General features: G+C 74.3%; 24 protein-coding genes and 1 pseudogene. 8 read left to right on the forward strand and 17 right to left on the reverse strand.

Going from position 1 to position 25,661, the window contains the following annotated elements; all coding sequences use genetic code 11:
* Positions 1-95: 95 nt before the first annotated feature.
* Positions 96-710 (reverse strand): annotated as a pseudogene (locus tag ACIGAQ_RS26350) (alpha/beta fold hydrolase); the annotation flags it as partial.
* On the opposite strand from ACIGAQ_RS26350, the gene ACIGAQ_RS26355 reads away from it, so the two are divergent.
* Entirely contained in the window at positions 687-1,007 is a 321-nt protein-coding gene (locus ACIGAQ_RS26355; RefSeq protein WP_399786788.1) for a helix-turn-helix domain-containing protein, read from the forward strand. The pseudogene ACIGAQ_RS26350 and the gene ACIGAQ_RS26355 overlap by 24 nt on opposite strands.
* Here ACIGAQ_RS26355 and ACIGAQ_RS26360 read toward each other — a convergent pair.
* From ACIGAQ_RS26360 to ACIGAQ_RS26390, 7 genes are all read right to left on the reverse strand, one after another.
* Positions 943-1,728: a GntR family transcriptional regulator gene (locus ACIGAQ_RS26360; protein ID WP_399786791.1), complete on the reverse strand. Its 786-nt coding sequence runs from the start codon at positions 1,726-1,728 to the stop codon at positions 943-945. The two genes, ACIGAQ_RS26355 and ACIGAQ_RS26360, sit on opposite strands and share 65 nt — an antisense overlap.
* A gap of 273 nt (positions 1,729-2,001) precedes the next feature.
* Positions 2,002-3,114, reverse strand: coding sequence for a serine hydrolase domain-containing protein (locus ACIGAQ_RS26365; protein WP_399786794.1), 1,113 nt, complete (start codon positions 3,112-3,114; stop codon positions 2,002-2,004).
* 249 nt (positions 3,115-3,363) lie between these two features.
* On the reverse strand, positions 3,364-4,332 hold the full coding sequence (locus ACIGAQ_RS26370; protein WP_399786797.1) for an acetylxylan esterase: 969 nt from the start codon (positions 4,330-4,332) through the stop codon (positions 3,364-3,366).
* 230 nt (positions 4,333-4,562) lie between these two features.
* On the reverse strand, positions 4,563-5,150 hold the full coding sequence (locus tag ACIGAQ_RS26375; RefSeq protein ID WP_399786800.1) for a hypothetical protein: 588 nt from the start codon (positions 5,148-5,150) through the stop codon (positions 4,563-4,565).
* Positions 5,151-5,396: 246 nt separating this feature from the next.
* Positions 5,397-6,152 carry a ferredoxin reductase gene (locus tag ACIGAQ_RS26380; protein WP_399786803.1) on the reverse strand — a complete coding sequence of 252 codons (756 nt, stop codon included), beginning with the start codon at positions 6,150-6,152 and terminating at the stop codon, positions 5,397-5,399.
* Positions 6,145-6,750: a sulfite oxidase-like oxidoreductase gene (locus ACIGAQ_RS26385; RefSeq protein ID WP_311679118.1), complete on the reverse strand. Its 606-nt coding sequence runs from the start codon at positions 6,748-6,750 to the stop codon at positions 6,145-6,147. The genes ACIGAQ_RS26380 and ACIGAQ_RS26385 overlap by 8 nt, the downstream gene beginning before the upstream one ends.
* Before the next feature lie 113 nt (positions 6,751-6,863).
* The gene (locus ACIGAQ_RS26390; RefSeq protein WP_399786806.1) at positions 6,864-7,301 is read right to left on the reverse strand and encodes a MarR family winged helix-turn-helix transcriptional regulator; all 438 of its coding nucleotides are present in this window, start codon (positions 7,299-7,301) and stop codon (positions 6,864-6,866) included.
* A gap of 290 nt (positions 7,302-7,591) precedes the next feature.
* Here ACIGAQ_RS26390 and ACIGAQ_RS26395 point away from each other — a divergent pair, with 290 nt between their 5' ends.
* Positions 7,592-8,395 carry a putative protein N(5)-glutamine methyltransferase gene (locus ACIGAQ_RS26395; protein ID WP_399786809.1) on the forward strand — a complete coding sequence of 268 codons (804 nt, stop codon included), beginning with the start codon at positions 7,592-7,594 and terminating at the stop codon, positions 8,393-8,395.
* Positions 8,396-8,446: 51 nt separating this feature from the next.
* Here ACIGAQ_RS26395 and ACIGAQ_RS26400 read toward each other — a convergent pair whose 3' ends face one another.
* Positions 8,447-10,525, reverse strand: coding sequence for a SpoIIE family protein phosphatase (locus ACIGAQ_RS26400; protein WP_362281387.1), 2,079 nt, complete (start codon positions 10,523-10,525; stop codon positions 8,447-8,449).
* A gap of 237 nt (positions 10,526-10,762) precedes the next feature.
* Here ACIGAQ_RS26400 and ACIGAQ_RS26405 point away from each other — a divergent pair, with 237 nt between their 5' ends.
* The gene (locus ACIGAQ_RS26405) at positions 10,763-11,134 is read left to right on the forward strand and encodes a hypothetical protein (RefSeq protein ID WP_311679286.1); all 372 of its coding nucleotides are present in this window, start codon (positions 10,763-10,765) and stop codon (positions 11,132-11,134) included.
* 7 nt (positions 11,135-11,141) lie between these two features.
* Here the strand turns inward: ACIGAQ_RS26405 and ACIGAQ_RS26410 are convergent, their stop codons facing one another.
* On the reverse strand, positions 11,142-12,311 hold the full coding sequence (locus tag ACIGAQ_RS26410; RefSeq protein ID WP_399786812.1) for a M20 family metallopeptidase: 1,170 nt from the start codon (positions 12,309-12,311) through the stop codon (positions 11,142-11,144).
* Between the two features lie 97 nt (positions 12,312-12,408).
* Between ACIGAQ_RS26410 and ACIGAQ_RS26415 the strand changes: the two genes are divergently transcribed.
* Together ACIGAQ_RS26415 and ACIGAQ_RS26420 are read left to right on the forward strand one after the other, a co-directional pair.
* The gene (locus ACIGAQ_RS26415; RefSeq protein ID WP_362281382.1) at positions 12,409-14,424 is read left to right on the forward strand and encodes an NADPH-dependent 2,4-dienoyl-CoA reductase; all 2,016 of its coding nucleotides are present in this window, start codon (positions 12,409-12,411) and stop codon (positions 14,422-14,424) included.
* 28 nt (positions 14,425-14,452) lie between these two features.
* Entirely contained in the window at positions 14,453-15,007 is a 555-nt protein-coding gene (locus ACIGAQ_RS26420) for a PadR family transcriptional regulator (RefSeq protein WP_311679109.1), read from the forward strand.
* Between the two features lie 249 nt (positions 15,008-15,256).
* Here ACIGAQ_RS26420 and ACIGAQ_RS26425 read toward each other — a convergent pair whose 3' ends face one another.
* Positions 15,257-15,796 carry a hypothetical protein gene (locus ACIGAQ_RS26425; RefSeq protein WP_311679107.1) on the reverse strand — a complete coding sequence of 180 codons (540 nt, stop codon included), beginning with the start codon at positions 15,794-15,796 and terminating at the stop codon, positions 15,257-15,259.
* A gap of 191 nt (positions 15,797-15,987) precedes the next feature.
* A complete protein-coding gene (locus ACIGAQ_RS26430; RefSeq protein WP_399786817.1) occupies positions 15,988-16,965 on the reverse strand; it encodes a fibronectin type III domain-containing protein in 978 nt (325 codons plus the stop codon).
* A gap of 387 nt (positions 16,966-17,352) precedes the next feature.
* On the opposite strand from ACIGAQ_RS26430, the gene ACIGAQ_RS26435 reads away from it, so the two are divergent.
* Positions 17,353-18,048, forward strand: a complete 696-nt coding sequence (locus ACIGAQ_RS26435; protein ID WP_399786820.1) for a glycoside hydrolase family 75 protein — start codon at positions 17,353-17,355, stop codon at positions 18,046-18,048.
* A 280-nt stretch (positions 18,049-18,328) separates the two neighbouring features.
* On the opposite strand, the gene ACIGAQ_RS26440 is transcribed toward ACIGAQ_RS26435, so the two are convergent.
* The 4 genes from ACIGAQ_RS26440 to ACIGAQ_RS26455 all read right to left on the reverse strand — a co-directional run bounded on the left by ACIGAQ_RS26440 (position 18,329) and on the right by ACIGAQ_RS26455 (position 21,665).
* Entirely contained in the window at positions 18,329-18,739 is a 411-nt protein-coding gene (locus ACIGAQ_RS26440; protein WP_362281372.1) for a PTS fructose transporter subunit IIA, read from the reverse strand.
* On the reverse strand, positions 18,732-19,331 hold the full coding sequence (gene dhaL, locus ACIGAQ_RS26445; protein ID WP_311679101.1) for a dihydroxyacetone kinase subunit DhaL: 600 nt from the start codon (positions 19,329-19,331) through the stop codon (positions 18,732-18,734). The genes ACIGAQ_RS26440 and dhaL overlap by 8 nt, the downstream gene beginning before the upstream one ends.
* A 49-nt stretch (positions 19,332-19,380) precedes the next feature.
* Positions 19,381-20,373, reverse strand: coding sequence for a dihydroxyacetone kinase subunit DhaK (gene dhaK, locus ACIGAQ_RS26450; RefSeq protein ID WP_311679100.1), 993 nt, complete (start codon positions 20,371-20,373; stop codon positions 19,381-19,383).
* 266 nt (positions 20,374-20,639) lie between these two features.
* The gene (locus ACIGAQ_RS26455) at positions 20,640-21,665 is read right to left on the reverse strand and encodes a hypothetical protein (protein WP_399786824.1); all 1,026 of its coding nucleotides are present in this window, start codon (positions 21,663-21,665) and stop codon (positions 20,640-20,642) included.
* Between the two features lie 173 nt (positions 21,666-21,838).
* Between ACIGAQ_RS26455 and ACIGAQ_RS26460 the strand changes: the two genes are divergently transcribed.
* Entirely contained in the window at positions 21,839-22,747 is a 909-nt protein-coding gene (locus ACIGAQ_RS26460) for a GNAT family N-acetyltransferase (protein ID WP_399786827.1), read from the forward strand.
* A gap of 30 nt (positions 22,748-22,777) precedes the next feature.
* Here the strand turns inward: ACIGAQ_RS26460 and ACIGAQ_RS26465 are convergent, their stop codons facing one another.
* The gene (locus ACIGAQ_RS26465) at positions 22,778-24,229 is read right to left on the reverse strand and encodes a hypothetical protein (RefSeq protein WP_399786830.1); all 1,452 of its coding nucleotides are present in this window, start codon (positions 24,227-24,229) and stop codon (positions 22,778-22,780) included.
* Positions 24,230-24,402: 173 nt separating this feature from the next.
* Here ACIGAQ_RS26465 and ACIGAQ_RS26470 point away from each other — a divergent pair, with 173 nt between their 5' ends.
* Positions 24,403-25,641, forward strand: coding sequence for a molybdopterin-dependent oxidoreductase (locus tag ACIGAQ_RS26470; protein WP_399786833.1), 1,239 nt, complete (start codon positions 24,403-24,405; stop codon positions 25,639-25,641).
* Positions 25,642-25,661 lie beyond the last annotated feature (20 nt).

A 25,661-nucleotide genomic window follows, 5' to 3' on the forward strand; every position in this document is an offset into this window, starting at 1 on the left:
ATTCCTCTCTCCGGGGAAGCGGCGTGAGATCGGACGAAGCGCCGGACGAACGTCAGCGCGGTGTCCGCGACCTCCTGCCGGCCGTGGTCGATGGTCAGGGAGTGGCCCCTGTCCTCGATCTCGATGATCTCCGTGATCCCGGGATTGCGCCGCCGACGCGTGCAGGAGGCGTTCGACAGCGCCCACGGCACGGTGTGGTCCTTCTCGCCGGAGATGATCAGCAGCGGGCCGCGCCCGGGGTTGCCGGTGTCGGCCTTCGCCTCGGTCCACGGGTCGATGTTCGCCGTCGCCGCCTGGAACAGCGGCGCGCCCGGGGCGGGCACGGCGACGGTGCCGTAGAGCTCCCGCGCCTCCTCCTCGCTCACGGCGTTGACGAAGGAGTGCCGGAACTGGTCGTGGGTGAGCGGCACGGCCCGGTTGCGGTCGGCCGGGTCGGTGAGCACCGGGGCCGCCGCGCGCAGCGACGACACCGGCAGCGGCAGCCCGCCCCGGAAGGGCGCGGGACCGATGGCCACCGACGCCGCGGACACGCCCCGCCCGGCGAGAATCTGGGCGAGCAGTCCGCCGAACGAGTGACCGATGATCGCCGGCTTGCGCTTCAGCCCGCCGATCAGGCCCGCCAGATGGTCCGCGACCTGCCCGATCGACACGCCCGGCCGGCGCTGGCCGAGTCCCTGCTTCCGCGCGTGCCGGCCCATGCCCGGGCCCATCTGACGGAGCCGGACCTCACGCCCGCCCGGATCGCCCACGCCCACAGCATCTCCGTGCGTGCGCTGTACCGCCTGCGCACGCGGGCGGGGCTGAGTCCGGAGCAGTGGATCATCGAGCAGCGGCTGGATGGCGCCCGCTCCACGCTGCTCTCCCCGGCGGGGCGCTCCCGGACCGTGGCGTCGGTGGCCCGCGCCTGGGGCTTCACCGATCCCGGCCACTTCACCCTCCGCTTCAGGGCCGCGTACGGCGTGACGCCCCGGCGGCTGCGGGCTGCTCCGCCCGGCCCGGCAGCGTGAACTCGTAGACCAGGGCGTCCTGCTGGGCGTCCACCACGAGGTCGGTGATCTCCAGCGGGCGCGCGTACTGGTCGTGCACCCGCCGGGTGACCCGCACCGACGGCGTGCTCGCCAGCGGGGTGATGGCGTCGCGGTGGTGCAGGGTCAGACCGGCCCGGCGCATCCAGTCGTAGGCACGGCGCAGCTGGGCGGCGGCCGTGCCGTCGGCGCGGTCGCGGTAGCGGGCCAGTTCCTCCACCTCCGCGAGGGCCACGGCGGAGAACGAGGTGACGGCGGTCCGCAGACCGCGCCCGTCGGCGCTCGCGTACCGGTAGTGGTGGACGAGGGTCGGGCGGCCGGGGGCCAGCCCCAGGGCCTCGGCGTGCTCCGGCGGGGGCGGCTCCCAGGTGACGGTGGCGCGGGCGACGGTGCCCGGCGTGGTGGACCGGGCGCCGACCGGGAAGGTGAGCGCCGCCGGGTCGCGGGTCGGCGCGCCGGGCAGGGTGGCGTGGCTGCCGCGCCGGTCGGTGGCGACGAGACCCTCGTGGCGCAGCAGTTCCAGCGCCTGCCGTACGGTCTCCCGGCTGACGCCGAAGTGCCCGGCCAGCCGCCGTTCGCCGGGCAGTCGTTCGCCGGGCGGGATCGTGCCGTCGCGCAGTTCGCCGAGCAGCTCCGTCGCGATCCGCCGGTACAGGGGTTCTCCTTCGGTCGCCGGGTGGTCGGGCGGGGTGGTGCGGGCCATGCCGCGCCTCCTGTTGGTGACGTGCGGTAGCCGTACGGGCTCGGTGCGCCACCAGATCTAGCATTGGTCTAAACCAGTAGGGAAGAGCGGCCGGGCGGTTCGGCCGAAACCGACTGCCGCCGCGGCGGCGGGAACGGCGACCCCATCGCGCCGCCGCCGTAGCGCCCCGTACGGCCTGACGGCGGGGCACGGGCACCGGGCCCGGGCCGCCCGAGGGGAGCGGGCGTGCGTCCTCCCGGTCCGCCGTCCCGGAACAGGAGGACGCGATACGCCCTACAGGGCGCTGTACACGGCCTCGACCAACGCCATCTTGCGCGGGTCGTCGGCGATGTGAGGACCCATCCGGTTCATCACGTATCCGAGGGACACCTCCGCCTCCGGGTCGGCGAGTCCGCAGGAGCCGCCGAAGCCGTCGTGTCCGAAAGCGCGCGGGTTCGGCCCGTAGGAGCCGTTGGTGCCGCTCAGCCAGAGTCCGAGCCCCACCTCCGTCTCGCCCGGGAACCCGGCGCCGAGCACCAGGTCCCGGCAGCCGCCCTGCCCCTCGCGCACCCGCTCGGCAGCCTTCGGGGACAGCAGCCGCCGACCGCCGTACGCACCGCGCCCGGCGAAGACGCCGTACAGCTCGGCCACCGCCCGTGCGGTGCCGTGCCCGTTCGCCGCCGGGATCTCCGCGGCCCGCCAGCCCGGAGTGTTGGCCGCGGCCGCCCCCACGGGCGGATTGGTCAGCGCGGCGATCGCCGCCGGCGCCAGCTGCGCGAAGACCGCGGTCTGTCCGCCGGACTCCGCGGCCGGCGGCTGGACCAGCTCCGCCACCCGGCCCGCCTCCCGCTCCGGCAGGCCGATGCGGAAGTCGATGCCGAGCGGCCGGGTCACCTCCCGCTCCAGGAACGCTCCCGGGCGCAGGCCCGACACCCGTCGCACGACCTCACCGACCAGATGGCCGTAGGTCAGCGCGTGATAGCCGGACCGCGTGCCCGGCTCCCACCAGGGCTCCGTCGCCGCGAGCCGCTGGGTCGTCAGCTCCCAGTCGCACAGCTGCTCCAGCGAGTGCGGCTCCCGGAGGCCGGCCAGTCCGGCCCGGTGGGACAGCAAGTGCCGTACCAGGACCTTCTCCTTGCCCGCTGCGGCGAACTCGGGCCAGTACACGGCCACCGGCGCGTCCAGGTCCAGCAGCCCCCGGTCGGCGAGGAGATGCGCGCAGAGCGCCACCGGGCCCTTGGTCGTGGACCACACGTTGACCAGCGTGTCCCGCTCCCAGGGCCGGCCGCGCGCCCCGTCGGCCCAGCCGCCCCACAGGTCGACCACGACCCGGCCGCCGACGGTCACGGCCACCGCGGCGCCCAGTTCGTCGCGCTCCCGGAAGTTCTCCTCGAAAGCCTCGCGCACCGCCGAGAAACGCGGGTCGCACCGACCGTGCACCCGCGCCCGTTCGGCGCGTCCCCCAGCGCCAGGTGCCGTGTCCCCGCGTGGTGCCGCACCGTGTGCCGCCCGCTCGGATGCCTCGTGCTCGGACATGGGCCCCACCCCTTCGCCGGTCGTGTCCAGGCCCGGGCCACGACGTCGCGCGGCCCGGGCGGGAAGAACGTACCGACTGGTCGGACCAGAACGGAAGGCCGCCGGAGGGGAACGGCCGGATCAGATGTGCGTGCGCATCCAGCGCAGCTTGGCCGCCTCCTGGAAGGGACCGCCGCCCTCGTGGTCGTTGAAGTCGTACACCTCGATCCCCTTGTCCTCGTGGCCCCAGGCGTTGAACGCCGCGAAGACGGTCGACGGCGGGCAGGTCTGGTCCTCCAGGGCGGCCGAGAAGAGGGCGGGGGACCGGCCGCGGGCGGCGAAGTGGACGGCGTCGAAGTAGGAGAGCGTGCGCAGGGCCTCCTCGCTCCGGCCGCGGTGCGTCTTGAGGTAGAGGCCGATCTCCCGGTACGGGTGCCGGTCCGTGAGGGTCGCCGCGCGCGGGAAGTCGCACAGGAACGGCACGTCCGGCGCGATGCCCGCGAGGTCGGGCACCAGGCCGCCGACGGCGATCGTGATGCCGCCGCCCTGGCTCGCGCCCACCGCGACGGTGCGCGCGGCGTCCGTCAGCGGATGCGAACGGGCCGCCTCGACGGCACGCACGGCGTCCGTGTAGACGCGGCGGTAGTAGTAGTTCTCCGGCGCGTCGATGCCGCGGGTCAGGAAACCGGGGTAGGCGGGAGCGCCGCCCACGGGGTCGGCCGTGCCGCCGCCCCCGCCCCAGGCGCTGCCCTGGCCGCGGGTGTCCATCACGAAGTGCGCCCGGCCCGTGGACGCCCACAGCAGATGCTCGTGCGGCAGTCCGCGTCCGCCGCCGTAGCCGATGAACTCGACGACCAGGGGCAACGGGCCGTCGGCACCGGCCGGCAGGGTCAGCCAGCCCTTGACCGGATGCCCGCCGAAACCGGCGAACGTCACGTCGAGGGCCCGCACGGTGGACAGGCCCGTGTCGACCGGTTCGAAGCGGGCGTCCAGATCGTGCTCGCGCGCCTCCTGGAGCGTCTTGGACCAGAACGCGTCGAAGTCCTCCGGCTCCGTGGAAGCGCTGCGATACGCGCGGAGTTCGTCGAGTGGAAGGTCGAACAGGGCCATGCAGGACCGCCTTCGAGGAGGGACCGGTGCGGGGACAGCGCGGATCACCTTACGGCGGTGGTCGGAGGACTGACCAGGCGTCGGCCGGACGCGCCGGGCGGGGAGAAGGCCGGCGGTGCGGGCACCTGCTGCTCAGGGGCATGAGGGAGGGAGCGTGCGGTCAGGAGGGACGCGAGGGCGCCGGCAGGTGGTCGGGTCACCGAGCGGTCGGGCCGTCGCATGACGCCGCGTCACGTCATGCGGCGGTGCGTCCACTGCGGTTCCGTCAGGGCCCAGGCGCGCTCCCACTCGGCCAGCCGACGGCGCAGCGCGACCCGGCGCACCGCGCCGAGCCCGAGCAGGACGAGCAGCACCACACCGCCCGCGGCGCACGTGCCCATGGTCAGGCTGTGCTGCCGGACGGCACTGCCGTCCACGGGAGGTGCCACACTCCGCCCGTGTGCGTCGAACCAGACCTCCACGACGTCGCCCCGCCGGGCGCCCGCGGGAACCCGGGCCGTCGCCGTGCGGGTCCCCTCGCCCGGCTCCGACCAGCGCACGGTCGTGCGGTGGGCGTGCCGCCCGCCTCCCTGCATCGTCGGCAGGGAGCGGCTCCGCTCGCCGATCACCTCCGCCCGCACCGCGTGCCGCTCCGCGCGCTGCTGCAGGGAGACGGTGCGTGCCTCGCCGTGGGCCCACGAGGCGGCCGCCGCTCCCACCAGGGGCGCGCCCACGAGGATCAGGACGGCGGCCACCAGAACCGTCCAGGCCTCGACGACATCGGAGCGGCGCCGCAGCGGACTGCGCCGCCAGCGCCAGCCGCGCACCCGGGTTCGCATCCCGACCTCCTCGCCGTCACCGGGGAGCAGGGCCGGTCGTCCGCTCCGTGGGCGCCGGTGCGGGCGCGGAGGAGGAACGGTGACACGCCGCGTCGCGTGCCCCGGCCCTCGGGCTGGGTGCCCGGCCCTCCGGGGGCGAAACACCGGGCCCCGCGGGGGAGTCGGGGCTGTCCCGGGAGGACCGGGTCGGCACCGGGGAGAGCGGACCCCTGCCCTCTCCGCGAGGCGAGGCCGACGCCGTTGCCGTCAGCCGAAACGCTCGATCCGGATGCGGTCCACCGGCTGACCCGCCGTCACCAGCAGGCGCGAGGCGTGCTCGGCGAAGGAGTTGGAGCCGCACACATAGGCCTCCCACCCACCAGGGGGCGAGGCGGCCAGGAGCGGGACCACATGTGCGGCCGACATACGTCCCACCGGCACACCCTTCGGCGCGCTCCGGGTGAACACGGGCGTCGTCTCGGCGCCCAGCTCCCGGGCGTAGACGAGCTCCTCGGGGCTGCGCGCGGACACCAGCATGCGCAGCGGCACGCTCAGCTTCCGTGCCCGGTGGTGCCGCACCATCGACATCAGCGGCACCACGCCGGAGCCGGCGCCGAGCAGCAGCGCGGGCCGGTCGCCCGGCCAGGCGAAGAAGCCGCTCACCGGGCCCCGCACCGCGACGCGGTCACCGACCCGGGCGACGGTGTGGAACCAGCCGGAGACCTCGCCGCCGGCGACGTGGTCCAGGGTCAGCTCGACGTGCCCGGAGTCGTCCGGCGCCGACGCGATCGAGTAGTGCCGCTGGGCCGCATAGCCGTCCGCGGCGGTCAGCCGCACCATCAGGTGCTGCCCGGGCAGATGCCCCGGCCAGCCGGGCACGGCGAACCGGAACGTCGCCGTGCGGGGCGTCTCGCGGCGGATCTCGGTGAGCGTGGCGGTCTGCCACACGGAGGCGGCATGCTCGGGCACGGCGATGCGCCCGGGCACGGCGAACCGCGTGGGCGGCACGAAGGTCTCAGTCACCGGCGTACCTCTGCTCCTCCCACGGGTTGCCCCGCTGGTGGTAGCCGTTCTGCTCCCAGAAGCCCGGCTCGTCGTGGTCGAGGATCCGCAGGCCCGCGATCCACTTGGCGCTCTTCCAGAAGTACAGGTGCGGCACCAGCAGCCGCGCGGGACCGCCGTGCTCCGGCGCGAGCGGCTGCCCGTCGTACTCCCAGGCGATCCAGGCGCGCCCGCCGGTCAGGTCGGCGAGCGGGAGGCTCGTGGTGTAGCCGGTGTGCGCGTAGGCCACGGCATGGGTCGCCGACCCATGGGGGCGGACCACATCCAGGAAGGCGTCCAGGGACACGCCCGAGAACCGCACCCCGAACTTCGACCAGCTCGTCACACAGTGGATGGCGCCTTCGTACGCGGACGGCGGCAGCCGGTGCGCCTCTTCCCAGTCCCAGGTGCGGGGCTCGTCGACCAGTCCGTCGACGCGGAAGGTCCAGTCGGCGGGCGCGAGGTCCGGGGTGACCTCGGCGGACAGGACGGGCCAGTCGTCGCGGGCGTCGTACTGCCCGGGCGGGAGCCCCGGGTCGGCGCCGCGCGGGCGCCCGGTGAAGCCTCGGGTGATGTGCATCGGGTGGTGCCTCCGGGCCGGCCGGCGGTGCTCCGTCCGGTCCGGCGTGATCAGTGATTGCCTATTCAACCGTACGTGGCCCGGCGAGGCGGATCGCGTACGTGTGGTGCGCCTCAGCCCCGGAGCCCGGGGCCCGATTCCGTGTTGTACCGCACGAGGTAGTCGGCGAACCGCGACAGATCCTCCTCGGGCCAGTGCGCCAGCCGTTCCCGGAAGACCGCCCGGCGGCTCTCGGTGACCCGGGCCAGGATGCGCCGGCCGGCCCGGGTCGGCTCCAGCAACTGGACGCGGTGGTCGTGCGGATCCGGGCGGCGCGCCACGAGCCCGGCGCGTTCCAGCGCGGACACCTGGCGGCTGACGGTGGACTTGTCCAGGGCGTAGTGGGCGGCCAGGTCGGTGGCCCGGCACCCGCCGCTCTCCTCCAGATGCCCCAGCAGCGTGTACGACACCAGGGACAGCTCGGGGTGCATCCGCCCGGCCGCGGCACGCGCCCGTCGGGCGAAGACCGTCAGCTCCCGCTGGATGGTCTCCACGGCGTCGGCTGTCTGCACGGGACCTCCCTCGGGGCGCTCGGCCGCCTGCGCCTCCCATGGTCGCACGACGGTTGCATGCCCCAACCACTTGCCCCGGCCCGGTTCCCGCCCGTGACCCGTACCGGGCGACCGGCCCGTCGGGTAGGGTTGCCGTCCGGCTCGGGACGGACCCGGCCGTCGAGGAACCGGGGAGGTGAGACCCATTACCGCTGTGTCAGCTCGGGTGCTCTCCCCACGACGTGGCGCGGATCGCTGGCCCTGGGCGACCGCCGGAGCGCCCTTCGGTTCTCGAAAGGCTCTGGGCTTCCATGCCGTCTGTGTCCGCTGTACCGCCCTCCCCGCCGTCGTCCCGTGACGCCCTCGTCGCCGTCCTGCGCGCGGCGGGCTGCGTCTTCGCCGAGGACGAGGCCGATCTGATCCTCGCCGGCTCCCGCACCCCGGCCGAGGCCGCCGCCATGGCCGCTCGCCGCGCCGCCGGGCTGCCCCTCGAACTCGTCGTCGGCTGGGCCGAGTTCCGGGGTCTGCGCATCGACGTCGTGCCGGGCGTGTTCGTGCCGCGCCGCCGCACCGAGTTCCTCGTGGAGCAGGCCCTCGGCCGGGCGCCCGGTGCGCGCGTCGTCGTGGACCTGTGCTGCGGCTCGGGCGCGGTCGGTGCGGCGCTGGCCGCCGGGCTCGGCCGCGTGGAACTGCACGCCGCCGACATCGACCCGGCCGCCGTGCGCTGTGCCCGCGCGAACGTCGCCGCCGCCGGCGGGCACGTCCACCGAGGCGACCTGTTCGAGGCACTGCCCGGCGGGCTGCGCGGCCGCGTCGACATCCTCGCGGCCAACGTGCCGTACGTCCCGAGCGACGAGATCGGCCTGCTGCCGCAGGAGGCCCGGGACCACGAGCCGCTGGTCGCCCTCGACGGCGGCACGGACGGGCTGGACGTCCTGCGCAGGGTCGCGGCCGGGGCGCCCGGCTGGCTCGCCCCGGGCGGCTGCGTGCTGGTGGAGACGAGCCGGCACCAGGCACCGGACGCCGTCGCCGCGTTCGAACGCAGCGGCCTCACCGCCCACCTGGCCGTCTCGGAGGAGCTGTACGCCCACGTGGTGATCGGCGTGCGGCCCTAGGTCGGACACGGCCTGGCACCCCCGGCCCGGGCTCCGGATCGCCGGGACCCCTCAGTCCGGGGTCGTCGCGCGGGCGATCAGGAGCGCCACGTCGTCGAAGTTGTCCGGCTCGTGCAGGGTCCGCAGCAGCACCTCGCAGACCTCCTCCAACGGCCGGTCCGGCCCCTCCAGCAGCGACAGGAGCGTGCCGAGCCGGTCGTCGAGCGGGTCGCGCCGGGTCTCGACCAGTCCGTCGGTGTAGAACACCAGCCGGTCGCCGGGCTCCAGGTCGACGGTGGTGGTCGCGAAGGCGACCCCGCCGACGCCGAGCGGCACCCCCGTCGGCAGGTCGAGCAGCTCCGGAGGACGGCCGGCCCGGACCCGGACGGGCGGCAGGTGACCGGCGTTGGCGATGCGGCACTCCCGCCGGCGCGGGTCGTGGACGGCGTACACGCACGTGGCGATGGCCTGGTCCAGCCCGGCGGTGATCTTGTCGAGGTGCTCCAGCAGCACGTTCGGGTCGAGGTCCAGCGAGGCCAGCGTGTTGGTCGCGGTCCGCAGCCGCCCCATGGCGGCCGCCGCGGGGATGCCGCTGCCCATCACGTCGCCGACGACCAGCGCGGTCTTGTCGCCCTCCAGTGGGATCACGTCGAACCAGTCGCCGCCGACCTCGCTCGTGGCACCGGCCGGCTGGTAGCGGGAGGCCACCTCCAGGCCGCCCGTGACCGCGGGGTGGCTGGGCAGCAGGCTGCGCTGCAGCGTGAGCGCGGTGTCGCGCGCGCTCTGGTACCAGCGCGCGTTGTCGATCTGCACGGCGGCCCGGGCGGCCAGTTCGCGGGCCAGCAGCAGGTCGTCCTCGGTGAACGGCAGGGGATTGCGGGTGCGTTTGAGGTCCAGGGCGCCCAGCACCTGGCCGCGGGCGATCAGCGGCACCGCCAGGTACGAGTGCACCCCGGCCCGGCCCAGCAGCTCGGCCGCCTCGGGGGAGCGGGCGATGCGCGCCAGGTCCTCGTCCTTGACCTCGGGGAGCATCACGGGGCTCGCCGTGCGCACGCACTGCGTGACGAGCCGGTCGGGGGCGTACCGGGCCACCTGTCCGGGCGGATCGGCCGCCTCCAGTGCCTCGGCGGAGTCGTACCCCTGGACCGCGAGCGCGCGGATCACCGCCGACTCGGTGGGGCCGAGGCTGGACTGCCGGCCCTGCACCACCGCGTCCAGGAGGTCCACGGCCGCGATGTCGGCGAGTTCCGGCACGGCGACCTCGGTGAGTTCGCGGGCCGTGCGGTCGAGGTCCAGCGTGGTGCCGATCCGCCCCGAGGCGTCGGCGATCAGCGCCAGCCGCCGCCGGGCCGCCTCGGCCTCGATCCCGGCCCGGTACTGCTCGGTGACGTCGACGATCGAGACGGCCACGCCCAGCACGGTCCCGAAGGCGTTCTCCAGCCGGTACAGCGAGACCGACCAGGCGTGGTCCTGGTGCGGATCGGCCGGGGTGCGGCCGATCGTGGACTGGTCGACGACCGGCGTACCCGTCTCCAGCACCCGGCGCGTCGCCGTCTCCAGGGCGTCGACGTCCATCCCGGGCACGACCTCGCGGGGCGTGCGGCCCAGGTGCTCGTCGGCCGGGAGGCCGTTGATCTCCTCCAGGGCCTTGTTCACGGAGACGTAGCGCAGCTCGGTGTCCAGCACGGCCAGCCCGATCGGGGACTGCGCGATCATCCGCGTCGACAGCGCCACCTCCCGCTCCAGCCGGTGCACGGTCGACTGGTCGGCGCACAGGCCCAGCGCGTAGACGTCGCCCCGGTCGTCCAGCAGCCGCATGTTGCGGAACTCCACCAGCCGGGTGGTGCCGTCCTTGCGGCGGACGGGGAACGCCCCCGCCCAGCTCTGCCCGGTGCCCATGACGTCCGCGAACAGCTTGACCACGAGGTCGACGTGCTGCTCGTGGACCATGATCCGCGCGGCGAACTGCCCGAGCGCCTCCCGCGCCTCGTACCCGAACAGCTCCTCGGCCTGCGGGCTCCACAGCACGATGCGGCCCTCGGTGTCCAGGACCACCGAGGCCACACGCAGGACGTCGAGCAGTCCGCTCGGCCGCGCGGAACCGCGCACCGGCTCCTCGCCCCCGGCTTCGGGAGACCCGGCTGCACTCATCCCACGCCCCGCCTTCGCCGTTCTCGCGGCACGCCGTCACGGTGCCGACACCCCAGTTCTACCGCGCGGAGCCGTCGGTGCGAGGCCCCTTCCGCCACCTTCCACCATCTCCCACCGGGGCGCGTGCCGCCCCGCAGAAGCCTCCTCGCCGCCGGTAGTGCTCGGCGGAAGGTGGTGCTTTGCTGGGGGAGGGGCGGAAACGGCGGCGTGGCCACGTAAGGAGCGATCACGATGGCGATGAACCACGAGCGACCGCACCCCCACTCGGTCTCGGTGGAGATCAGCGGGTGCAGCAAGCACGACGCCCGGATCGTGTTCGACACGCTGTGCGCCTGCTTCGAGTCCGACCGGTGCGCCGACGACGTCCCGGAGGAACTGCACGAGACCCGCCCCACCGTCTGGCTCGGCACCTTCGACGTCGCCGACACGCACGAGGGGACACACCCCGAGGCCCGGCTGTCGTCCTCGGTCGAAGCCGACCTGCACGGCGGGTACTGGGCGATCGAGCGGCTGCGCACGACCCTGGACTCCCTGTTCGACGTGCACGACCTGAGCACGGTCTCCGGCGACCAGGAGAAGGAACTGCACGTGCGCCTGCAGAGCCGGTGAGCGCCGCTCACGCCCCCAGCAGGCCGAGGACGGCCCTCCGGTAGACGGCGTACACCACGGGCAGGTCCGCCAGCCGCACCTGCTCGTCCACGCCGTGCAGGCCGCTGTGGGGCAGGCCGAAGCCGGCCGTGGCCGGGATGCCCTCGGCGGCGAGCAGATTGCCGATGTTCGACGGGCCCGCGGTCTTGGCCCGCACCCGCAGCCCCTCCTCGGCGGCGGCGCCGAGGAGCGCGGCGGCGGGCTGTTCGTGGGCGTCCAGCCGGTACGGGGGCCAGGCGGCCACCGGGGCGACCTCGGTCGGCCGCGGCCCGGGCAGCAGCGCGTCGAGTTCGCCCGCCGCCGACCGGACCAGGTGCTCGGCGGCGGGGGCGCCGAAGTGCGGTGTGGTGCGGACGTCCACGCCCACCTCGCAGCGGTCCGGGACGACGGAGAACCCCTCACCGCCGTGGCAGTACGTCACCGTCAGCTTCGGCGGCAGCGGGAACTCCCCGTGCGCGCCGGGCAGCGGAGCCTCGTCCAGCAGCCGGACCAGACGCGCCGCCCGCGACACCGCCCCGACCGCCGGCCGGCTCGACCCGGAGTGCCCGGCCGCCCCGTGCACGGTGATCGCGGCCCGCCACAGCCCGCGCCCGCCGACCACGACCTCGTCCAGGCCCGGGTAGCCGATCATCACTCCGGCCGGCCGGACGGCCCGGGGATCGGCGAGGTAGGCCCGGGCGCCCCCGAAGCCGCCGGTGTGCTCGTCGGCGTCGAGCAGCACCGCGAGCCCGCCGCGCAGTTCACCGGCCCGGCCGTGCAGCTCCGCCGCGAGGTGGCAGAACAGGGACGCGGCGAGCTTGGAGTCGGCCGCGCCCCTGCCGCGCAGCCGGCCGTCCACCACGTCCCCGGCGTCGGGAGGGAACGACCAGGCCGACTCGTCGCCGTACGGCGCGGTGTCCACGCAGGCGTCCAGCGTCCACCAGGGGCCGGGCCGCCCGCCGGCGATCTCCACCAGCAGGGCGACCGCGCGGCCGGTGCCGTCGCGCAGCCGGCGGTGCGGCAGCCCGCGGCCGGAGAGCCACTCCTCCAGCACGTCCAGCACGGGCCCGTGGTCGTCCAGGCCGGCCCGGCTGGGGCGGCGGATCAGCTCACCGGCGAGGTCCACCACCGCGGACAGCGCTCCAAGGTCCCTGGTCATGGCCCTACTGTGCCCTCCATCACCTTGTGCAACTAGTTGCATAAACCGTCGGTAGTCCTCTACAACTACAGGCACGACACCGCGCACGGAGGGCCCGATGAGCCGTTACCCGCACCTGCTGAGCCCCCTCGACCTGGGCTTCACCACCCTGCCCAACCGGGTCCTCATGGGCTCCATGCACGTGGGCCTGGAAGAGGCCGAGGGCGGCTTCGCGCGCATGGCCGCCTTCTACGCCGCCCGCGCCCGCGGCGGGGTGGGCCTGATCGTCACCGGCGGTATCGCCCCCAACGACGAGGGACGTCCCTACGAGGGCGGCGCCAAGCTCACCACCGAGGCGGAGGCCGAGCAGCACCGGGTCATCACCGACGCCGTGCACCGCGAGGGCGGGCGGATCGCGATGCAGATCCTGCACTTCGGCCGCTACGCCTACCACCGCGACCTGGTCGCGCCCAGCCCGCTGCAGGCGCCCATCAGCCCCTTCCCGCCGCGCGAGCTCACCGACGCCGACATCGAGCGGACGATCGACGACTACGCGCGCGCCGCCCGCCTCGCCCGGCAGGCCGGCTACGACGGCGTCGAGATCATGGGCTCCGAGGGTTACCTCATCAACGAGTTCATCGCCCGGCAGACCAACCGGCGCACCGACCGCTGGGGCGGCTCGTACGAGAACCGCACCCGCTTCCCGCTGGAGATCGTGCGCCGGGTGCGCGAGGCGGTCGGCGAGGACTTCATCGTCATCTACCGCCTCTCCATGCTCGACCTCGTGCCGGGCGGCTCCACGCTCGACGAGGTGATCACCCTCGCCAAGGCGGTCGAGGACGCCGGGGCGACGATCATCAACACCGGCATCGGCTGGCACGAGGCCCGCATCCCCACCATCGCCACCTCCGTGCCGCGCGGCGCCTACACGTGGGTGACCCGGCGGCTGATGGGCGAGGTGTCCGTCCCGCTCGTCACCACCAACCGCATCAACACCCCCGAACTCGCCGAGGAACTCCTCGCCGAGGGCGCGGCCGACATGGTGTCGATGGCCCGCCCGATGCTCGCCGACCCCGACTTCGTCACCAAGGCGCAGGCCGGCCGTCCCGAGGCGATCAACACCTGCATCGGCTGCAATCAGGCCTGCCTCGACCACACCTTCAGCGGCCTGATCACGTCCTGCCTGGTCAACCCGCGCGCCTGTCACGAGACCGAGCTCGTGCTCTCCCCGACCCGGCTGCGCAAGCGCGTCGCGGTCGTCGGCGCGGGCCCGGCCGGACTCGCCTGCGCGGTCTCGGCCGCGGAGCGCGGGCACGAGGTGACGCTGTTCGACGCGGCGAGCGAGATCGGCGGGCAGCTCAACGTCGCCCGCAAGGTGCCCGGGAAGCAGGAGTTCGACGAGACGCTGCGCTACTTCCGCACCCAGCTCGACTGGCACGGCGTCGACGTCCGGCTGAACACCCGGGTCACCTCCGCCGACGTCGACGGCTTCGACGAGGTCGTCGTCGCCACCGGCGTCACCCCGCGCACGCCCGACATCCCGGGCGTCGACCACCCGAGCGTCCTCGGCTACCTCGACGTCCTGCGCGACGGCGCCCCCGTCGGCGACCGGGTGGCGATCCTCGGCGCGGGCGGCATCGGCTTCGACGTCGCCGAGTACCTCACCGACACCGGCGACAAGGCCCACGAGAACCCCCGGACGTACTTCCGCCAGTGGGGCGTCGACCTGGACTACCGCGCCCCCGGCGGTCTCGCCGCGCCCGAGCGGCCCGTCCCCCCGCGCACGGTCCACCTGCTGCAGCGCAAGACGTCCAAGGTGGGCGCCGGACTGGGCAAGACCACCGGCTGGATCCACCGCACGGAACTCAAGCACCGCGGCGTCACGATGGTGCCGGGCGTGCGCTACGACCGGATCGACGACGCCGGACTGCACATCACCGTCGGCGAGGAGAGCACGGTGCTCCCGGTCGACACCATCGTGCTGTGCACGGGCCAGGAGCCGCGCCGCGGCCTGTACGAGGAGCTGATCGCGGCCGGGCGCAGCGCGCACCTCATCGGCGGCGCCGACGTCGCCGCGGAACTGGACGCCAAGCGCGCCATCAAGCAGGGCACCGAGCTGGCGGCCGCCCTGTAGCGCGGTGCCGCGTCCCTAGGATGAGGCCATGTCACTCCCGCACGCGATCCTGACCGCCCTGCTCGAGAAGCCGTCGTCCGGGCTGGAGCTGACCCGCCGCTTCGACCGGTCGATCGGCTACTTCTGGTCGGCGACGCACCAGCAGATCTATCGCGAACTCGGGAAACTGGAGGCCGACGGCCTCATCAGGGCCCTGCCGTCACAGCAGCCGGCCCGCGGGCAGAAGAAGAGCTACGAGGTGCTGCCGGCGGGCCGGGCCGAACTGGCCCGCTGGACCGCCGCCTCGCAGGACCCCAAGCCCCACCGCGACACGCTGCTGCTGCGGCTCAGGGCGGCGGCCGTGGTCGGCACCGCGGGTCTGGAGGCCGATCTGCGCCGCCATCTGGAGCTCCACGAGCGGCAGCTGGCGGAGTACCGGGAGATCGAGAAGCGGGACTTCCCGCCCGGCCGGGACGGCACCGAGGACCGGCTGCGGCACCTGGTGCTCCGGGCCGGGATCGACCTGGAGACCTTCTGGACCCAGTGGCTCAGGCGGGCCGTCGCGGACGTCGCCGAACTGCCGGGCCCCGAGCCGACCCGGTAGGTCTGACGCACACCGGCGATGGTCTCACGACGGCGGCGACGGTCACGGACGGCGGCGATGATGCCGACGGGCACCGGCGACGGTCCGACGGGCACCGGCGACGGTCCGACGGACGCCTGCGACGCTCTGACGGACACCCGCGACGGACAGCGGCGACGGTCTGACCGGGACCGGCACGCGGCGAGCGGACGTGACGGCGGCCCGCCCGGCCGGAGCGCTTCGACCGGGCGGGCCGCCATCCGCACCGGATCAGAGCCGGTGCGGCCTGTTGCGCCGGCGCAGGTACCAGGCCGTCGCGAGGACGCCCGAACCGACCAGCGTGCCGCCCGCGACCAGCGTGACGGTCCCGTAGTCCGTCGACGATCCGCCGACCCCGCCCATGACGCCGCGGGACGGCGAGACCGACGGTGACGCGGTCCGCGTGGGGGTGGGGGCGGGGGAGACCACGACGGACTGCGTGCCCGCGGTGGTGCCGTCCGAGCAGATGACGATGACGGTGTACGTGCCCGCGGTGACGCTCGACCAGGCGGCGGACTGACTGGTCGACGTGCCCGACAGGGTCACCTGCCGCCCCTGGGCGAAGCTGCCCTGACTGCTGGTGAGGAGCGAGGCGGTGCCCCAGCTGCCGTTGATCTGGGTGCACGCGCTGGTCGTGACCGACACCGTGGAGCCCGTGGTGCTCACGGAGATGCCCGGGCCCGCGGCCGCGGGCACCGCCGCCAGAGCGAGGGGCAGCGCGGCGGCGGCCGTCGTCAGGCCGGAGCGGAGAACTATCGATGAGTTGCGCATGTGGACTGCCCTCCGGCGGCACGGTTGGCGGTACATCCCTAGCGCCGCCGAGGGTCGGGAACGCCCGTGCTGCCTCAGGGTCAGCCAAGGCGCCCCCGGTCCGGGCCGCACGCCGGACGCCGCCGTGCAGGTGACGCCGCCCCGCCCGGCGGCCGGTGCCGCGGGTGTGGATCAGAGGCCCGCGCGCGTCGTCACCGCCCCGCGCCCGTGGTCACCGCCCGCTCCGCCGAGAAGCCTCCCCAGGTGCCGTCCGGCAGCATCGCCCGGATGCGGACGCGGTGGGTGACACCGCTGTCCCGCCCGACGTAGAAGCTGTACGTCGCCCGTCCGCGCGGCGGGTTCCCGCCGAACACGAGGGACGTGGCAGCCCGTCCGTCCAGCTGGATCTGGTACTCGGTGATCACGCCGTCCACCCGGGGCGGGATCCAGCTGAGGTCGAGGTGGTAGGCCCCGTCCGCTCGGTGGCTCGTGGCCCGGAAGCCGGTGGGCGCGGTGGCACGGCCGTCGTCCCTGCCCGGTGTGGTGAGGCGGACGGCGGCACTGGCGGGGGAGACGTTGCCGGCCGCGTCCCGGGCACGGACGGTGAACGCGTAGGCCGAGCCGGGCCGCAGCCCCGTGACCACGGTGGCGGTCTGGCCGCCGCCCACACTGTGGATCTTCGTGTCCCCCTGGTGGATGTCGTACGACACCACGCCCTGGTCGTCCGTCGAGGCGGACCAGGACAGCTGGACGGCCCGGCTCCCGGCGGGGCGTCCGCGGGCCGCCGTGGGCCGGGTGGGCGCCGAGCGGTCGTCCGCGGCGGCCGCGGGTGTCCTCGCCCGGACCTCCCGGCTGCGCGGCCCGAGCCGCCCGTCGGCGTCCCGTGCCCGCACGGTGAAGGCGTACAGCGTGGACGGCCGCAGCCTGGTGACGTCCACCATGTGCTCAGAGCCCGGCACTTCCTTGACCTTCGTAGTGCCGCGATACACCTCGTAGCGGTGGGCCCGCTCGGTCGCGTTCCACATGACGTGCACGCTCGTGGCGCTGCCCGCGGCCGCCGTGACGCCGGTCGGCGCGCCGGGCGGGGAGCCTTGGCCGCTCTCGCCCGTTCCCGCCCGGCCGCAGGAGGTGGCGAGGGCGGCCGTCGCGCAGAGCACGGCGCACCGTCGGAGCAGGGCAACACGTCGCACGGGACTGCCTCCCGGGGTGGGGCTCGGGAATGGTCCGGACCAATATGACGTGACTGACGCGATCACATCAAGAGGGTGGGGTCGGAGCCCGACGTCACCCCGCCGTGCGCGACCACCCGGACGGGTTACGTATGCTGAAGTTCCTCACGGCCGAACACCCGGCGGACACCGGGGAGTTCGGGCCTGTCACGCGGACCGCTGTCGTCGCAGATGCCGCGTTGGCGCGGGTGGCCGGGCGGCCCGGGTCTCACACGGACTCAGGCCCCCGGCCCCTTTCGGTGGTTGGGGTGCGTGCACCGTCCGGCCCCCCAGCGGTGGCCCGCCGTTCACGCCGGGGCCAGATTGGGCTGAGTGCCCGTCAGGTCCCCGAGGAGAGGCATTCGTATCGTGCGTGTCCAGTCGCTCTCACTGGCCGCGGCCAGCGCCGCCCTGCTCGCCCCGACGACCGCCCCCACCCCGCCGCCCTCGTACGGCGACCGGCCCGTGGCGTGGCGCGCGGGCACGGTGTCCGCCGCCGACCTGCTGGCCGAGGTGCGCGACTGCACCCCCGTCTCGCGCGGCAACTACCGCAGCGACCACGGCGCCCCCGCCACGATCCCGGTGTGTGGCACGCGTGACGCCGTGTACTGGAAGGCGGACATGGACATCGACTGCGACGGCCGTCCGGGCCCCCGCTGCAACCGCCGCACCGACCCCTACTTCGCCCCCAGCACGGCCTTCGCGCAGTCCGACGGGCGTCCCCTGAGCGCCGAGCGCCTGCCCTTCATCGTCGTGCCCGCCCCGGGACCCGTCTGGGACTACCGGGACCACGGCGTCCGCGGGGGATCGGTCGTGGCCGTCATCCACCGGGACCGGGTGCAGTACGCGGTCGTCGGCGACACGGGTCCGCGGCACATCATCGGGGAGGCGTCCTACGCGACGGCCAAGGCCCTCGGCATCCGCCCGGACCCGCACGGCGGCGGCGTGCCCTCGGGCGTCACCTACATCGTCTTCAAGAACACCCGCGTGTCCCCCATCGAGGACCACGCGGCCGCCGTGGCGGCGGGCGAACGCGCGGCGAAACGCTTCATCGGCGCCCACTGAGGCGCGGCCCGGGTCGCGAACCTGCCAGGTCGGCTCCTTCCTGCCGGTGCCGGTGCCGGTGCCGGTGCGGTGGCGGCGGCGAGACGCGGTCCGACGGCGAACCGGCCCTCGAACGATGCCGCCGACTGGCCGCGCGGACGCCCGCAGCGCCGACCCCGCCCGGCGCTGGTCCCGCGGCGGCAGCCGGATGCCGCAGGTGAAGGCGGACGAGGCCGGGAGGGCCCGGTGGCCGGGACCGCCGTCTTCCGGCGGGCCCGGGCCCCGGGGCCGGGTGCGGGTCTCAGGTCTTCCGGTACGTGTACGCCTCCGCGGCGGCCGCCTCCACCGCCGCCAGATCGGCCCCGGTGGAGGCCGTGACCACCGCGGCCACGGCTCCCTCCACGAACGGGGCGTCCACCAGCCGGGTCCCCTCGGGGAGTTCGTCGCCCTCCGCGAGCAGCGCCTTCACGGTCAGCACCGCGCTGCCCAGGTCCGTCAGGACGGCGACGCCGGCCCCGCGGTCCACGGACGCGGCCGCCGCGGCGATCAGCTCGGCGCTCGTGCCGAGTCCGCCGCCCTCGGTACCGCCCGCCGGGGCGACCGGCACCTCCGTGCCGCCGCCCGCGAGCCCCTTCGCCAGCGCGGCGACCGAGGAGGCCACCTCCGCGCTGTGCGACACCAGCACGATGCCCACCAGCCGCTCGTCACTCACCGGCGGCCTCCGCGAGAGCCGCGATCAGCAGCGCCGAGGACGTGGCACCGGGGTCCTGGTGCCCGATGCTGCGCTCGCCCAGATAGCTCGCCCGGCCCTTGCGGGCCTGCAAGGGCGTCGTCGCGACGGCACCCTCCTCCGCGGCGGCGCGGGCGGCCGCGAACGACTCGCCGAGCGCGTCCACCGCGGGCACCAGCGCGTCGATCATGGTCTTGTCGCCCGGCGCGGCCCCGCCGAGCGTCATGACCGCGTCCACCCCGGTCCGCAGCGCCTCGGCCAGCTGCTCCGGTCCGACCTCGGCCGCGTCCCCGAGCGCCTTGCCCGCCCGGCGCAGCAGCGTGCCGTAGAGCGGCCCGGAGGCGCCGCCGACCGTGGAGATGAGCTGGCGTCCGGCCAGCGTGAGGACCTCGCCGGGTGTCGCGGGGGGCTCCTTGTCCAGGGCGGCCTTGACCGCGTGGAAGCCGCGCTGGAGATTGCTGCCGTGGTCGGCGTCCCCGATGGGGGAGTCGAGGGCGGTGAGCCGTTCCGCCTCACGGTCGACGGACGCGGCGGTCGCCGTCATCCAACGGCGGAAGAAATCGGCGTCGAGCACTGGATCTCCTTGCCTGGTAGGTACGTGGTGATCCTCTACCCCCTGTCTCTCACACGCCCCAGCGCAGGCCGGGCGTCTTCACCGGCGCGTCCCACAGCCGCAGCAGCTCCTCGTCGACCTGGCACAGGGTGAGCGAGGCGCCGGCCATGTCGAGGGAGGTGACGTAGTTGCCGACCAGGACGCGGGCCACGGCGATGCCGCGCTCCGCGAGCACCCGGTGCACCTCGGCGTTGAATCCGTACAGCTCCAGCAGCGGCGTCGCCCCCATGCCGTTGACGAGGACCAGCACCGGGTTGCGCGGCCGCAGGTCCTCCACCACGGCCTCGACGGCGGCCTCGGCGATCTCGCCCGAGGTCATCATCGGACGCCGCTCCCGGCCGGGCTCGCCGTGGATGCCGATGCCCAACTCCAGCTCACCCGGCGGCAGATCGAAGGTGGGGCTGCCCTTGGCCGGGGTGCTGCAGGCGCTCAGCGCGACACCGAAGCTGCGGGAGTTCTCGTTGACCTGCCGGGCGATGGCCTCCACCCGCTCCAGCGGCATGCCCTCGTCGGCGGCGGCGCCCGCGATCTTCTCCACGAAGAGGGTCGCGCCGGTGCCGCGCCGGCCCGCCGTGTAGAGACTGTCGGTCACGGCCACGTCGTCGTTGACCAGGACCTTCGCGACCTGGATGCCCTCGTCCTCGGCCAGCTCGGCGGCCATGTCGAAGTTGAGGACGTCACCGGTGTAGTTCTTCACGATGAACAGCACGCCGGCCCCGCTGTCCACGGCCGCCGCCGCGCGCAGCATCTGGTCGGGCACGGGGGAGGTGAACACCTCGCCCGGGCAGGCCGCCGACAGCATGCCGGGGCCGACGAATCCGCCGTGCAGCGGCTCGTGCCCCGAGCCTCCGCCCGAGACCAGCCCGACCTTCCCGGCGACGGGGGCGTCCCGCCGCACGATGACCCGGTTCTCCACGTCCACGGTCAGGTCCGGGTGGGCTGCCGCCAGACCACGCAGCGCGTCCGCGACCACGGTCTCGGGGACGTTGATCAGCATCTTCACTGGTATCTCCCAAAGGATCAGCAGGTCCGTCACCGGCCTGCGTCGTCGCTGGTCAGAGGTGGTTCTTCAGTTCTCGATCTCGTTGGTCCGGGGCGATGGAGCGGATGAATGACGGTCTGTCAGGTGGCGTGCACCTCATGTCAGCAGTATCGACCTTGCGGATGCCCAGGTCACGTCGGGGCATGAATCAAGATCCCCGCCGTGCGATCGTGCGCACAGAACGGTCGCCCTCCGGTACCCGGAGGGCGACATGTGCATGGTGTCTCTCAGGGGGCTCCCGCCGCCTGTGCCGCGACCAGCGTCTCCACCCGGCTGCGGTACGTCTGCGCCAGGTCGCCGCCGTCCGGGCCGCGCAGTCCCTCCCCGCCGGTCCCGATCGAGTGCAGGACCGCGTCCGCCCGGGTCTGCAGGTCCGCCAACTCGTGGGCCGTGTGCGGGTACAGCAGCTGGAGGCCGCGCCGGTCACCGGCCGACAGGTGCTGCCCGTCACCGGTCGGCGCGCAGCTGCTGGGGGCGGACTTGCAGAAGAACGACGGGAACCGGTACAGCATCACCGACTGCGGGTCGAACGGCCCGGCCACGACATCCGGGTCGTCCTCGGTGCGCAGGTTGTGATCCACCTTCGCGCGCGGCCAGCGGTTGGGCTCGCCCGCCAGGTAGGTGTAGATGCCGGGGCGCCGGCCCTCGGCGTCCGCCACGAAGACGCCGTCCTGGTCCCGCGTGGGAACGTATCCGGCGTCGTCGTCCCAGCGGAACTCCTCCTCGCAGGTGCCGCGCATGTTCTGGTGGGAGTGGTGGAAGCCGATCGCGTGCAGGAACTCGTGGCGCACGGTGCCCTCCCGGCGGGCGGGCCGGTTCACCGCGTAGCGCCCGAGGTTCAGGCTGCGCTGGCCGGGGTTTCCCCCGACCGGGCCGCCTCCCGCGCCGACGGTGCGGTCCGTGCTGTCGGTACCGACCAGGGAGAAGAAGCCCTCCAGGTCGAAACCGCCCCGGATCTCCGCGGCGTAGGCGGTGTCGGACGTGGTCCATCGGCGGAAGGTCCCGGTCGCGGGATCGTGGCCGAAGTCGAGTCTCAGATTGCAGGCGTCGGTGATCTGCTCCGTCGCCCCCGCGATGTCGGCGTGCAGTTGATCGTCCCCGTCGAGAAACGCGACCCGTACGGTCGAACCGGGGGTCCACCGCGCGATGTCGGTGACGAGGAACTCCAGTCCGCCGCCGGCCGATGCGCGCCTCCAGCGATCCCGGACCTCGATCGACGCGACGACGTCGTCCGGGAGAGATTCGAGTTGCATGGCGGATCCTTTCCATCGCCTTCGAAGCGGTCCCCCCGGCCGTTCCGACGATGGAAGATCCAGCTCCGGTATCGTCCCGAACGGGGTGTTCTGCGACTCGGTCGCGGCGCCGAGTGGTTCGACATTCACCGGAGTTGACGGCGAGTGAGACATTCTCTGACTAAGGTCAGAGAATGACGGCGGAACAAGTCGAACAGGTACGGCGCTTCAACCGCACGGTCGCCGAGCGCGTCGGAGTGCTGCACGACCACTACCTGAGCGCCGCGCGCCCCTACGGCCAGGCCCGGCTGCTGTGGCAGATCGGCGACGGCGCCACCCATGACGTCCGCAGCGTCCGGGACCGGCTCGGTCTCGACTCAGGCTACGTCAGCCGGCTGCTGCGGGCCCTCGAACGCGACGGGCTCGTCGTCGTCGAGCCCCACCCCCGCGACCGGCGGGTGCGCACCGTGCGCCTGACCGCTGCCGGACGCACGGAACGCGCCCTCCTCGACGAACGCAGCGACGCCCTCGCCGCCTCGCTCCTCGGCCCGCTCGACGCCCGGCAGCGGGACCGGCTGACCTCGGCCATGGCGACCGTCGAACGGCTGCTGACGGCCGCTGTCGTCTCCCTGGAGGTCCTCGACCCCGATCACCCGGACGCCGCGTACTGCCTGCGCGCCTACGCCACCGAACTCGCCCGGCTCTTCGACGGCGGCTTCGACCCCGCCCGGAGTCTGCTGCCCGACCCGGGCGAACTGCGGGCGCCACGCGGTCTGTTCCTCGTGGCCCGGCTGCACGGCGAGCCGGTGGGCTGCGCCGGGCTGAAGCTGCCCGCCGGAGCCCCCGCCGAGATCAAGCGGGTGTGGGTACGCCCCGGCACCCGGGGCCTCGGCCTCGCCCGGCGCCTGCTGGCCGAGCTGGAGGAGCGCGCCGCCCGGCACGGCAGCGAGCTGGTACGACTCGACACCAACAAGGCCCTGGAAGCGGCCACACGCCTCTACCGCGACAGCGGGTACACCGAGGTCCCCGCCTTCAACGACGAGCCGTACGCCCACCACTGGTTCGAGAAACGGCTCACCCCCCACACCCGGCGGGACCGGTGAGAGCGCCGCTCGCGGCACCGCCCGCGCGCCTCACCACCCGGTGCGCAGCAGATGGTTCAGGGCCAGCGCGAGCAGCGCCTGGGCGACGAGCCAGGCCCGGGGGCGGGGCAGGAGCGCGCAGGCCGGGAGCAGCCACACCGCGAAGGGCAGCCAGATGCGTTCCGTCTCCGCCTTGCTCATGCCGGACAGGTCCGCCACCAGCAGCGCGAGGACAGCGGCGGACACCAGGACGGCGAGCCGTGTCGTCGCACCATGGGTCCGGCCGGGCCCTCGGCGCGACGTGCCGCGAGCCCGGCCGGACCGCGCGCCCCCGTGCGCGAGCAGCGCGACGGCCGTGCGCCGCAGGCCCGCCGCCGTCGCCAGGCCCATGACGAGCATCGTGCAGGCCAGGTTGGCCCACACCCAGTAGCCGTACGGGCGGATGCCGCCCGCGCCCTGGTGGTACCGCGTGACCAGCAGCCGGTAGCCCTCCCACCAGTCGAACCCGGCGAGGGTGAACGCGACGGGCACCACGGCGAGCCCGGCGGCCAGCGGCAGCAGCAGGACGGGACGCTCCCGGATCCCGGCCCGGCCGAGCACGAGGACCGCCGCCGCGATCGCCGCGACGAGCGTGAGGCCGTACGACAGGTAGCAGGTCAGCCCGAACAGCAGCCCGGACGCCCCCGCCCACCCCGGTGACCGGCCGGTGACCGCCAGCGCCAGCAGCGCCACCGCCCACGCGGCGACGGCCGCGAACCAGGCGTCGGCCGAGGTGCCCATCCACACGGCCGCCGGGGCCAGCACGAGGAAGGGTGCCGCCCGGCGGGCGAGGGCCTCGCCGGCCAGGGCGCGGACGGTCACCAGCACGGCCACGCAGGCCGTCGCCCCGAGGACGACGCACCACGTCCCGGCCCAGCCCCCGCCCCGCAGCCCGATCCGGTCGAGCAGCACGAAGGTGAGCGTCGCGGCCGGTGGATGACCGACCACGTGGGCGGGCCAGTGGTCGGGGGAGTCGAGCAGGATGTGCCCCGTGAAGCCGCGCAGGGCGGCGGGGATGTCGTGGAAGCGGTCGATGACCTGGAGGTACTCGTACCGTGTGGTGAGCCGGACGGCGACGCCCCGGTGCCAGCCGTCGATCAGGGCGAGGGAGAAGATCCACGCCGTCGAGGCGCCCCAGGCCAGCGCGAGCAGGGCCCGCCAGGGCAGCCGGGCCGCGAGGGAGGGGCCGTGGGCGACCACGGCGACGGTCACCAGGACGGCCGCCGGGGTGCCGGGGCCCGCATGCGGCCCCCAGGACGCCAGCAGCGGGGGCCAGTCGACGAACAGGGTGTGGCTGGTCTCCTCGATGCGGCGGCCGGCCAGCACGGCCGCCGCCACGAGCAGGACGGCGGCCGCGGCGGCGTACAGGTCCCGGCGCGTGCCTCGGGACGGCGCCGGAGAGGGCGGGACCGCAGAGGGCGGGACCGGAAGGGGCGGGACCGGAGGGGGCGGGGTGCGGATCACACCGGAACGCTAGGCCGCGCGGCCGCCCGTCCGCCGCCGTCCGGGCTCGACGTCAGCGTTTCGTCATGGGTTCCGCACCCTTCCGGCCGTCCGCCGCCGTCCGGGTCCGACGTCAGCGTTTCGTCATGGTTTCCGCACCCGGCCGGAGGCCTGTCCGGGCCTACCGTCGGCTCATGCGAGACGATCCACACGCCCCCCTGCTCCCCACGTCGCCCGGCTTCTGGCGCAGCCCCCTGCGCGGCCCCCGGTTCACCTCCGTGCTGGGCCTCGTCCTGCTCGTCGGCGTCACCGTGATGTTCGTGACCGGCCTGCTCTCGTACGCGGCCTACAACCCGGACCTGTCGCCGGTGAACGACAAGACCCCGGACAAGGGGATCCTCGGCTTCTACCTCTTCGCCTGGCCGACCCACCCGCACTGGCTGTACCGACTCACCCAGGGCGTCCACGTCACCCTCGGCATCACGCTGATCCCCGTGCTGCTCGCGAAGCTGTGGTCGGTGGTGCCGAGGCTGTTCGCGCTCCCGCCCGCCCGGTCGCTCACCCACGCCCTGGAGCGGCTCTCGCTGCTGCTGCTGGTCGGCGGCGGACTCTTCGAGTTCGTGACCGGCGTCCTCAACGTCCAGCTCGACTACGTCTTCCCGGGTTCCTTCTACCCGCTGCACTTCTACGGGGCCTGGGTGTTCTTCGCCGCGTTCGTGGCGCACGCGGTGCTGAAGACGCCCGCGGCCCTGCGCAATCTGCGCCGGCTGCGCGAGGAGCCCCGTGACCTGGTGTCCCCGCGGCCCGCCGAGCCGACCGTCTCCCGCCGCGGCGCCCTGTGGTTCGTCGGGGGCGCCTCGCTGCTGCTGTTCGCGACCACGGTGGGGCAGAGCCTCGGCGGCGCACTGCGGCGCACCGCCCTGCTGGCCCCGCACGGCGGAGGCGACCCCGGCGTCGGCCCGAACGGCTTCCAGATCAACAAGACCGCCGCCCACGCCGGGATCGACAGGGCCGAGACGGGCGCCGACGCCTGGCGGCTCGTCGTCACCGGCCGCACCGGAACCGTCCGCCTCAGCCGTGCCCAGCTCGCCGAACTGCCGCAGTACAGCGCCGCGTTGCCGATCGCCTGCGTGGAGGGCTGGTCCACCCCGGACCAGTGGTGGCGCGGGGTGCGGCTGCGCGACCTCGCGGCACTCGTCGGCCACGACGACCCGCCGGACCTGTTCGTCGAGTCGCTCCAGCGGCACGGCGCCTTCCGCAAGGCCGCCCTGCGCGCCAACCAGGTGGCCGACCCGCGTTCCCTGCTCGCCCTGTACGTCAACGGCGAGGAGCTGTCCCCCGACCACGGCCACCCGGCGCGGATCATCGTGCCCGAGGCGCCCGGTGTCCTGAACACCAAGTGGGTGGCCCGCCTGACCTTCGGAGACCTCTGATGCGCCGGCCCCGGATCCCC

It is taken from the genome of Streptomyces sp. NPDC085932, from assembly GCF_044540525.1.
Lineage (GTDB): Bacteria > Actinomycetota > Actinomycetes > Streptomycetales > Streptomycetaceae > Streptomyces > Streptomyces levis.